Here is a 9,351-nt window from a genome sequence, read left to right on the forward strand (position 1 = left end):
CCGGAAAACGGTTCCGGGCCCGCCCGGGCGGCGTGAGATCCTGGAAGGCGACCCCGGCCGTGCGCCGGGGCACCCCAAGCCGCCGAGCCGGAAGAACACCGTGACCGTCACCGACCACAGCCAGCAGCTCATCACCGTCGCCGCGCAGGCGGCGGCCGACAAGCTCGCGCACAACATCATCGCCTTCGACGTCAGCGAGGTGCTGTCGATCACCGACGCCTTCCTGATCGCCTCCGCGAACAACGACCGCCAGGTCCGCTCGATCGCCGAGGAGATCGAGGACCAGCTGCGCGAGCAGCTGGACATCAAGCCGGTGCGCCGCGAGGGCGAGCGCGAGGGCCGCTGGATCCTGCTCGACTACCTGGACATCGTCGTGCACGTCCAGCACTCCGAGGAGCGCTCCTTCTACTCGCTGGACCGCCTCTGGAAGGACTGCCCCGAGCTGCCGCTGCCCGAGGACGCCGTGGCCTCGCGCAACCGCCCGGACGCCCACACCGACGAGGCCGGCAACGCCGTCGCGCCCGCCGACGACTTCGGCAAGCCCGAGGATCTGCACTGAGCCGCGGCGCGCGGGGCCCGCGCATCGTCTTCTGGCGGCACGGCCAGACCTCCTGGAACCTCGAATCGCGTTTCCAGGGCACCACGGACATCGAGCTGACCGGCCAGGGCGTCCTGCAGGCCCAGCGGGCGGCCCGGCTGCTCTCCGGGCTCCGTCCCGACCTGCTGATCTCCTCGGACCTCAAGCGGGCCCGGCGCACCGCCGCGGAGCTGGCCGAGGTCACCGGGCTGGACGTGCAGCACCACGAGGGCCTGCGGGAGACCTTCGCGGGCTCCTGGCAGGGCCTGACCAACGCCGAGATCCGCGAGCGCTTCCCGGAGGAGTACGAGGCCTGGGCGGCCGGCGAGCCGGTGCGGCGCGGGGGCGGCGGCGAGCTGGCCACCGAGGTCGCCGACCGCTCGGTGCCGGTGGTCCTGGAGGCCGTCGGCAAACTCCCGGAGAACGGCACGCTGGTCGTGGTCAGCCACGGCGGGACGATCCGCACCATGCTCGGGCGGCTGCTCGAACTGGAGCCCTCCCGGTGGGAGCGCTTCGGTGGACTGTCCAACTGCTGCTGGTCGGTGCTCGGCCTGGGCACGCGCGGCTGGCGCCTGCTGGAGCACAACGCGGGCACGCTCCCGCAGCCGGTCATCGGCGACGACACCTGAGCGGTACCGGTGCGGGCGGCACCGGGGGCCGGGGGCCTCTCGGGGCCCTCGGCCGGGGTCCGGAGGCAGCGGATTTCGCAGTTCCGGCCCTGACCAGCTAGAGTCTTCCTCGTTCGCAGGGAAGGAACGCGGCCCGGAAGGGAAGCGGGAGATCCGGTGAGTGCGGGGCTATAGCTCAGTTGGTAGAGCGCTTGCATGGCATGCAAGAGGTCTGGGGTTCAATTCCCCATAGCTCCACTCCGCATCGGCGGTCGTGGTCAGCCAGGGTCGCCCGTGTCGCGGGGCTATAGCTCAGTTGGTAGAGCGCTTGCATGGCATGCAAGAGGTCTGGGGTTCAATTCCCCATAGCTCCACAGCAGTTCGGAAGGCCGTCACCCAAGGGGTGGCGGCCTTCCGGCGTTCCGGGCCCGGCCGGCCTCAGGCCTCGCAGGTGTGGCTCCAGCCGCCCGGCGGCAGCGAGTCGAGCCGCTCCACCCGCTCCCGGTCCTCCGGGCCGGCCGGCAGGTACACCACGATGTAGCACTCGGGCACGCCCGGCATCGTCAGATAGGTGGCGTTCAGCCGCAGCACCCCGACCTCCGGGTGGCGGAACACCCGCAGCCAGGCCTCCGGCGGCGCGACCTCCTGGCGGTCCCACAGCTCCCGGAACAGCTCGCTGCGCGCCGACATCCGCTGCACGTGCGCCTCCCAGGCCGGCTCGCCCACGTGCTTGCCGTACGCCGAGCGCAGCACCGCCACCATCCGCGGCAGGGTCTCCTCCCGGTTCTCGCACGGGTTGCAGCACGGCGGGGCGGTCAGCATGCACCAGAGGCTGTTGAACACCACCCCGCGCGACGGGCGCATCCGGTCGGTGCCGAACATCGCGCGGTACGGGCCGTTGAAGCCCAGCACGTCGAACCGGGTGTTGGAGACCGCCGCCGGCAGCGGGGCCAGCGAGTCCAGGATCACCTGGATCGACGGCGACAGCTCCGGCACCGACGGCAGCGCCCGCGCCGAGGCGGACACCCCGGCCAGTCGGAACAGGTGCTCGTGCTCGGTGCCGTCCAGCCGCAGCGCCCGGGCCACCGCCAGCAGCACCTGCTCGCTCGCGTTGATCGGCCTGCCCTGTTCGAGCCACGTGTACCAGGTGACCCCGACCCCGGCGAGCTGCGCGACCTCCTCGCGCCGCAGCCCCGGCGTACGGCGGCGCAGCCCCGGCGGCAGCCCCACGTCCTCGGGGGTGACCCGCGCCCGGCAGGCCTTCAGGAAGCGGGCCAGTTCGGTGCGGCGGCGGTCGCGCCCGCCGGCCGCGGCGGGCAGTTCCTCCAGGACGGTCATGGCCCCATGGTGCCGCAGCCCGGGCCGCCGATACAGGTGCTGCCGGTACCAGGATCGGCAGGCTCTAACCACCAGTACCGGTACGGGGCCAGGCTGACTGCCATGACGGACCTTCAGATCCGGCCCCGCGCGGCCGCAGGCACCACCGGCGCCCCGGCGGTACGGCCCGGGCTGCTCCTCGCACTCGTCCTGTGCGGGCAGTTCATGGCCGTGCTCGACGTCTCCATCGTCAACGTCGCGGTCCCCACCATCAGAACCGACCTGGGCGCCTCCGGAGCCGCCCTCCAGCTGGTCATCGCCGGCTACACCATCGCCTACGCCGTCCTGCTCATCACCGGCGCCCGGCTCGGCGCCCGGTACGGCTACAGCCGGCTCTTCCAGCTCGGCCTGGCCGCCTTCACCGCCGCCTCGCTGGCCTGCGGCCTCGCCCCGGCCACCGGCTGGCTGATCGCCTTCCGGCTGCTCCAGGGGGCCGGCTCGGCCCTGATGGTGCCCCAGGTGATGAGCCTGGTGCAGCGCACCTTCACCGGCGCCGCCCGGGTCCGGGCGCTCGGCCTCTACGCGGCGGTGCTGGCCGGCGGCATGGCGCTCGGCCAGGTGCTCGGCGGCGTCCTGGTCAGCGCCGACCTGTTCGGCAGCGGCTGGCGGCCGGTGTTCCTGGTCAACGTGCCGATCGGCGTGGTGCTGCTCGCGGCCGGCGCCCGGCTGCTGCCCCGGCTGCCCGGCGACGCCACCCGGGGCTTCGACCTCCCCGGCCTGGTGGTGCTCGGCGCGGCCCTCGGCCTGCTGGTGGTCCCGCTCGTCCTCGGCCACGAGCTGGGCTGGCCCGTCTGGGGCTGGGCGATGATCGCGGCCGGTGTGCTGCTGTTCGGCCTGTTCGTGGCCGTCGAGCGCCGGATCGCCCGGCGCGGCGGACAGCCGCTGATCTCCGGGCGGGTGCTGGGCGCGCCGGGGCTGCGCCCCGCGGCCGCCGGACTGTTCGCGATCATGGCGGCCTTCGCGGGCTTCATGTTCGCCTTCGCCCTGCACCAGCAGGCCGGGCTCGGCCACACCGCGTTGAGGGCCGGGCTCTGCTCGGCGCCCGTCGCCGTCGGCTTCGGCGTGTCCAGCATGCACTGGCACCGGCTGCCCGGCCGGCTGCACCGGATCCTGCCGGCGCTCGCCGGGGTGCTGCTCGGCGGCGGCTACCTGCTGCTCGGGCTGCTGCTCGGCGGCGGGGCGGAGATCGGCGCCGGGCCGCTGGTGGAGATGGCCGCGCTCGGCCTGGCCGCCGGCTGCGCGTACGCGCCGCTGGTCGCCCGGGCGCTCGCGGGGGTGGCGCCCGAGGACGCGGCCGACGCCAGCGGGGTGATGGTGACGGTCATCCAGCTCGGCCAGGTGATCGGCGTCGCGGTGCTGGGCTCGGTGTTCCTCGGCCAGGTCGACCTGCCGGCGCCGGCCGCCGAGTCGGGGGCGGCGTTGCGGACCACGCTGCTGGTCGACGCCGCGGCGGTGCTGGTGGCCGCGGGCTTCGCGGTGCGCGGCCGGCGGGCGGCGCGGTAGCGGGGGTGCGGTCGGCGGTAGGGCGGTGGGGTGCGGTCGGCGGCGCGGCAGCCGGGTGCGGGCGGACGGCAGCGGTCGGGTGCGGGCGGCGGGCGGAGGTCGGCACGTCAGCGGGGCGCGTACGCGGTTGCCGTGCGCCCCGGGCGGGAGGCGCACGCCCGGGGCGCGGAAGAAGGACTCCCCGGGCTCCGCGGACGGGGCTCCCGGGGCGCGTGGTGCGGGCCTCGGGAAACGGATTTCAGGAGCACGCCCAGGACCGTGTAAAGTAGTCGATGTCGCCGAGGGAAACGGCCGGAAACAACCGGGAACCACGGTGACATCGCAGGTCAAGGGGCTATAGCTCAGTTGGTAGAGCGCTTGCATGGCATGCAAGAGGTCTGGGGTTCAATTCCCCATAGCTCCACAGCAGTCGAGAGCCGCCTCCCGGAAACGGGAGGCGGCTCTTCGCCGTTCTGCCCGCGCCACCGGTCGCGGCGGCCGGAATCCCGCTACCGTCGTGCCATGGCCGATCTGGAGCGAAGGCGGAACGAGGAACTGGCCCGGATACTCCACCAGCTCGGATGGAGTCCGGAACGGCTCGCCCGCGAGGTGAGCCTCGCCCTGCCACCGGGCCTCGCCATCAGCTCCACCGCCCCGTACAAGTGGCGCGACCGCGGCATGGTGCCGCGCAGCCCGCACGACCAGGCCGTCTGCGAGGTGCTCAGCCGGACCCTCGGCATCGCCGTCACCTACGAGCAGCTCTGGGGCCGGATGGGCGGCCACCGCGGCGCCAAGATCCTCTCGCCCCGGCTGCTCACCGACCCGTGGACCGCCGACACCGCCCAGACCGCGCTGCGCGAGGCCGCCACCGACGCCGGACCGGTCCGCCTCACCGACCTGTTCCGCAGCGCCGACCTCGACCAGGCCGCCGCCCGCCTCGACTCCCCGCCACCGCCCGTCGGCGGCGGCGAGGGCGCGCTGCGCGTCGAACCCGGGCTGGTCGGCGAGCTCGGCCTGTCCTACCGCAGCAAGCAGAAGCTCGAACGGGCCTGCGGCGGCGGCCTCGTCCTCGGCCCCGTCCGGGCCGAACTCGCCATGCTGGCCAAGCTGCTGGAACTCGGCGCGTACGACGAACGGCTCGGCCGCGAGCTGTACGGCACGGCCAGCAGGCTCGCCCGGCTGGCCGGCTGGGCCGCGTACGACCTCGGCCACGACGCGGCCGCGCAGCGCGCCTTCGTCGCCGCGCTGCGCGCCGCCCACGTCGGCGGCGACCCCCGGCTCGGGGTCGCGGTGCTCGGCGCACTGGCCGTCCTCGCCACCCAGGGCCCCGGCGGGCGCGGACTGGACGCCGTCTCCGCGCTCGCGACCGCCCTGGACACCCACGGAGCCGCGCTCGGCGCCACCGCCCGGGCCCGCCAGTACGGCCGGCTCGCCCGCGCGTACGGCCGCCGGGGCGAGGCCGAGCTGGCCGAGGCCGCCGCCGCCAGGGCCTTCGCCGAACTGGACGGCCTGCCCGGCGCCGAGGAGACCCGGGCCGGCGTCGCCGGGATGGTGGGGGAGGGACGGCTGGCGCTCGGCGGGTACCGGATGGCGAAGGTGCTGCTCGCCGAGGCCGTGGCCGGGCTCGGGCCGGGACGGGCCCGCTCCAAGGCGCTGCTCATGGTGCGCCTCGCCGAGGCCCACCGCAGGCTCGGCGACCAGCGGGAGGCGGCCCGCACCGCCGCGCTGGCGCGCTCGCTCGCGGCCGGGATGCAGTCCGAGCGGCTGGCGAAGGCGCTGCGGGAGTTCGACGCGGCGGGGCGGGCGGCGGCGCGGTAGGGCCCTCCGGATCTCCGGCCCGGCGCGGCCCGGCGCGGTCCGGCGCGGTCCGGGCCTGGATCCGCTCTCCGGCCCCGTCCCGTACGGCCCCGCGCGCCGGTCCCGTACGGCCCCGCGCGCCGTCCCGTCCCGTGCGGCCCCGCATGCCTGCGTGCGGCCCCGCACGCAGGCATGTGCACCCCGCAGCCCGCCGACCCGCTTGCGGTACCCTGAGCCCATGCGAACCGTGCGCCTGCTCCTTAGCCGGCCGCGCTGACCAGGACCGGCTGAGCCCTCGGGCGGTGCCGGAGTCGGCGTGGCGTCCCCTCCTGCGAGGGGATTTTTTGTTTTCCGCCCCCGACCCCGTCCCGGGCCGGGTACACGGGCCGGCCGCCTGTGCGGTTCGCCAACCGACATCGATGGAGCTTGAAGGACCATGAGCGAGACGACCCCTGCGTCCGGCGCGGCCGAGACCGTGACCGAGCCGTTCCGGTACAGCGCCGCGCTGGCGGCCGAGATCGAGTCCCGCTGGCAGGACATCTGGGAGAAGGAGGGCACCTTCCACGCCCCCAACCCCACCGGTGCGCTGGCCGACCCGGCGGCCGGCGACGTCACCGCGAAGCCGCACAGCTTCATCATGGACATGTTCCCGTACCCCTCGGGCGCGGGCCTGCACGTCGGCCACCCGCTGGGCTACATCGCCACCGACGTCTTCGCCCGCTACCAGCGGATGACCGGCCACAACGTGCTGCACACGCTGGGCTACGACGCCTTCGGCCTGCCCGCCGAGCAGTACGCCGTGCAGACCGGCACCCACCCGCGGGTCTCCACCGAGGCCAACATCGCCAACATGCGCCAGCAGCTGCGCCGGCTGGGCCTGGGCCACGACCCGCGCCGCTCGATCTCCACGATCGACCCGGAGTACTACCGCTGGACCCAGTGGATCTTCCTGCAGATCTTCAACTCCTGGTACGACGCGGACGCCCGCAAGGCCCGTCCGATCGCCGAACTGGTCGCCCGGTTCGAGTCCGGCGCGCGCGAGCTGCCGGGCGGGCGCGCCTGGGCCGAGCTGTCCGTCGCCGAGCGCGACGAGGTGCTGGGCGAGTACCGCCTGGCCTACGCCAAGGAGGTGCCGGTCAACTGGTGCCCGGGCCTGGGCACCGTGCTGGCCAACGAGGAGGTCACCGCGGACGGCCGCTCCGAGCGCGGCAACTTCCCGGTGTTCAAGTCCAACCTGCGCCAGTGGATGATGCGCATCACCGCGTACTCGGACCGGCTGATCGAGGACCTGGACCTGCTGGACTGGCCCGAGGCCATCAAGCTGCAGCAGCGCAACTGGATCGGGCGCTCCGAGGGCGCCCGGGTCGACTTCGCCGTCGACGGCGGGAAGATCACCGTCTTCACCACCCGGCCCGACACCCTGTTCGGCGCCACCTACATGGTGCTGGCCCCCGAGCACGGCCTGGTCGACTCGATCGTCCCCGCCGCCTGGCCCGAGGGCGTGCCCGCCGAGTGGACCGGCGGCGCCGCCACCCCCGCCGAGGCCGTCGCCGCCTACCGCGCCACGGCCGCCGCCAAGTCGGACGTCGAGCGCCAGGTCGAGGCCAAGGTCAAGACCGGCGTCTTCACCGGCGCCTACGCCGTCAACCCGGTCAGCGGCGAGTCCGTGCCGGTGTTCATCGCCGACTACGTGCTGATGGGCTACGGCACCGGCGCCATCATGGCCGTCCCCGCCCACGACCACCGCGACTTCGCCTTCGCCCGCGCCTTCGCGCTGCCGATGCGCTGCGTCGTCGAGCCGACCGACGGGCGCGGCTCCGACCCCGCCGAGTGGGACGACGCGTTCGACACCTACGACTCCGTCATCGTCAACTCCGCCCGCTCCGAAGGCGACCTGTCGCTGAACGGGCTGAGCGTCGTCGACGCCAAGGCCGCCGTCACCGCCTGGCTGGCCGAGCGCCGCATCGGCGAGGGCACCGTCAACTACCGCCTGCGCGACTGGCTGTTCAGCCGCCAGCGGTACTGGGGCGAGCCCTTCCCGATCGTCTACGACGAGGACGGCGTCATGCACGCGCTGCCCGAGTCGATGCTGCCGGTCGAGGTCCCCGAGGTCGACGACTACTCGCCGCGCACCTACGACGCGTACGACGCCGCCTCCTCGCCGGAGACCCCGCTGTCGCGCAACGAGGCCTGGGTCAACGTCGAACTGGACCTGGGCGACGGCGTCCGGAAGTACCGCCGCGAGACCAACACCATGCCCAACTGGGCCGGTTCCTGCTGGTACGAGCTGCGCTACGTCGACCCGTCGAACTCCTCGGCGGTCGTCGACCCGGCCAACGAGAAGTACTGGCTGGGCCCGACGGAGACCAAGCCGGCCGGTGGCGCCGACCTGTACGTCGGCGGCGCCGAGCACGCCGTGCTGCACCTGCTGTACGCGCGCTTCTGGCACAAGGTGCTGCACGACCTGGGCCACGTCTCGTCCGTCGAGCCGTTCCACAAGCTGTTCAACCAGGGCATGATCACCGCCGACGTCTACCGCGACGAGCGCGGCTTCCCGGTGCCCGCCGCCGAGGTCGAGGAGCGCGACGGCCAGTACTTCTGGCAGGGCGAGCCGGTCAAGCGCGAAGCCGGGAAGATGGGCAAGTCCCTGAAGAACGCCGTCGCGCCGGACGACATCGCCGACGAGTACGGGGCCGACACGCTGCGCCTGTACGAGATGTCGATGGGCCCGCTGGACGTCTCCCGCCCGTGGGACACCCGCGCCGTCGTCGGCTCGTACCGCTTCCTGCAGCGCCTGTGGCGCAACGTCGTCTCGGAGACCACCGGCGAGCTGGTCGTCACCGACGACGCGCCCGACGAGGCGACGCTGCGCGCCCTGCACAAGGCGATCGACGGCATCCGCGGCGACATGGCCGGGCTGCGCTTCAACACGGCCGTCGCCAAGGCCATCGAGCTGAACAACTACCTGGTCAAGCGCGGCTCCACGCCGCGGGCGGTGGCCGAGCAGCTGGTGCTGATGGTCGCCCCGCTGGCCCCGCACATCGCCGAGGAGCTGTGGCGCCGACTGGGCCACGGCGACTCGCTGGCGCACACCGACTACCCGGTCGCCGACCCGGCGTACGTGGTGGACGAGACGGTGACCTGCGTGGTCCAGATCAAGGGCAAGGTCAAGGCGCGGCTGGAGGTCGCGCCGGGCATCTCGGACGCCGAGCTGGAGGCGCTGGCGCTGGCCGAGCCGGCGGTCGTCGCGGCGATCGGCGGGGCCGAGGTGCGGAAGGTGATCGCGCGGGCGCCGAAGCTGGTGAACATCGTCACCGGCTGAGTGCGGCTGAGCTCGATCGAGCGCGGCTGTGCTTGATCGAGTACGGCTGCGAGTGGCTGCCGAGGCAGCGAGCGCGGAGCGGTCGGGGGGGCGGCCCTTGGGGCGCCCGCCCCGCGCTTATTAGGGTGGTGGGGGGGGGGTGGGGTTACCGGCCGCCCGAGCGGGGCGGGGGCCGCGGGGGCGGGCGG

General features: G+C 73.9%; 6 protein-coding genes and 3 tRNA genes. 8 read left to right on the forward strand and 1 reads right to left on the reverse strand.

Annotated features, from left to right (window positions below):
* Nucleotides 1-100 precede the first annotated feature (100 nt).
* The 4 genes from rsfS to ACWGKU_RS36775 all read left to right on the forward strand — a co-directional run bounded on the left by rsfS (nucleotide 101) and on the right by ACWGKU_RS36775 (nucleotide 1,559).
* Nucleotides 101-559 carry a ribosome silencing factor gene (gene rsfS, locus ACWGKU_RS36760; protein WP_359910971.1) on the forward strand — a complete coding sequence of 153 codons (459 nt, stop codon included), beginning with the start codon at nucleotides 101-103 and terminating at the stop codon, nucleotides 557-559.
* Entirely contained in the window at nucleotides 556-1,206 is a 651-nt protein-coding gene (locus ACWGKU_RS36765) for a histidine phosphatase family protein (protein ID WP_401053796.1), read from the forward strand. The genes rsfS and ACWGKU_RS36765 overlap by 4 nt, the downstream gene beginning before the upstream one ends.
* A 164-nt stretch (nucleotides 1,207-1,370) precedes the next feature.
* Nucleotides 1,371-1,443 (forward strand) — tRNA-Ala (locus ACWGKU_RS36770).
* 43 nt (nucleotides 1,444-1,486) lie between these two features.
* Nucleotides 1,487-1,559 (forward strand) — tRNA-Ala (locus ACWGKU_RS36775).
* Between the two features lie 64 nt (nucleotides 1,560-1,623).
* Here the strand turns inward: ACWGKU_RS36775 and ACWGKU_RS36780 are convergent.
* Complete coding sequence (locus ACWGKU_RS36780) at nucleotides 1,624-2,523, reverse strand: helix-turn-helix transcriptional regulator (RefSeq protein ID WP_380543238.1); 900 nt, start codon at nucleotides 2,521-2,523, stop codon at nucleotides 1,624-1,626.
* Nucleotides 2,524-2,625: 102 nt separating this feature from the next.
* On the opposite strand from ACWGKU_RS36780, the gene ACWGKU_RS36785 reads away from it, so the two are divergent.
* The 4 genes from ACWGKU_RS36785 (at nucleotide 2,626) to leuS (ending at nucleotide 9,163) form a co-directional block, all read left to right on the forward strand.
* On the forward strand, nucleotides 2,626-4,065 hold the full coding sequence (locus ACWGKU_RS36785; RefSeq protein WP_452178650.1) for an MFS transporter: 1,440 nt from the start codon (nucleotides 2,626-2,628) through the stop codon (nucleotides 4,063-4,065).
* A gap of 330 nt (nucleotides 4,066-4,395) precedes the next feature.
* A tRNA-Ala gene (locus ACWGKU_RS36790) sits at nucleotides 4,396-4,468 on the forward strand.
* Between the two features lie 98 nt (nucleotides 4,469-4,566).
* A complete protein-coding gene (locus ACWGKU_RS36795) occupies nucleotides 4,567-5,862 on the forward strand; it encodes a hypothetical protein (protein WP_401049433.1) in 1,296 nt (431 codons plus the stop codon).
* Between the two features lie 415 nt (nucleotides 5,863-6,277).
* Nucleotides 6,278-9,163, forward strand: a complete 2,886-nt coding sequence (gene leuS, locus ACWGKU_RS36800) for a leucine--tRNA ligase (RefSeq protein WP_452178649.1) — start codon at nucleotides 6,278-6,280, stop codon at nucleotides 9,161-9,163.
* Nucleotides 9,164-9,351 lie beyond the last annotated feature (188 nt).

Source organism: Kitasatospora sp. NPDC054768 (assembly GCF_053612025.1).

Coding starts and splice junctions, on each gene's coding strand:
- ACWGKU_RS36795 (WP_401049433.1), top strand. CDS start 4,567: ATGGCCGATCTGGAGCGAAGGCGGAACGAGGAACTGGCCCGGATACTC.
- leuS (WP_452178649.1), top strand. CDS start 6,278: ATGAGCGAGACGACCCCTGCGTCCGGCGCGGCCGAGACCGTGACCGAG.
- ACWGKU_RS36780 (WP_380543238.1), bottom strand. CDS start 2,523: ATGACCGTCCTGGAGGAACTGCCCGCCGCGGCCGGCGGGCGCGACCGC.
- ACWGKU_RS36785 (WP_452178650.1), top strand. CDS start 2,626: ATGACGGACCTTCAGATCCGGCCCCGCGCGGCCGCAGGCACCACCGGC.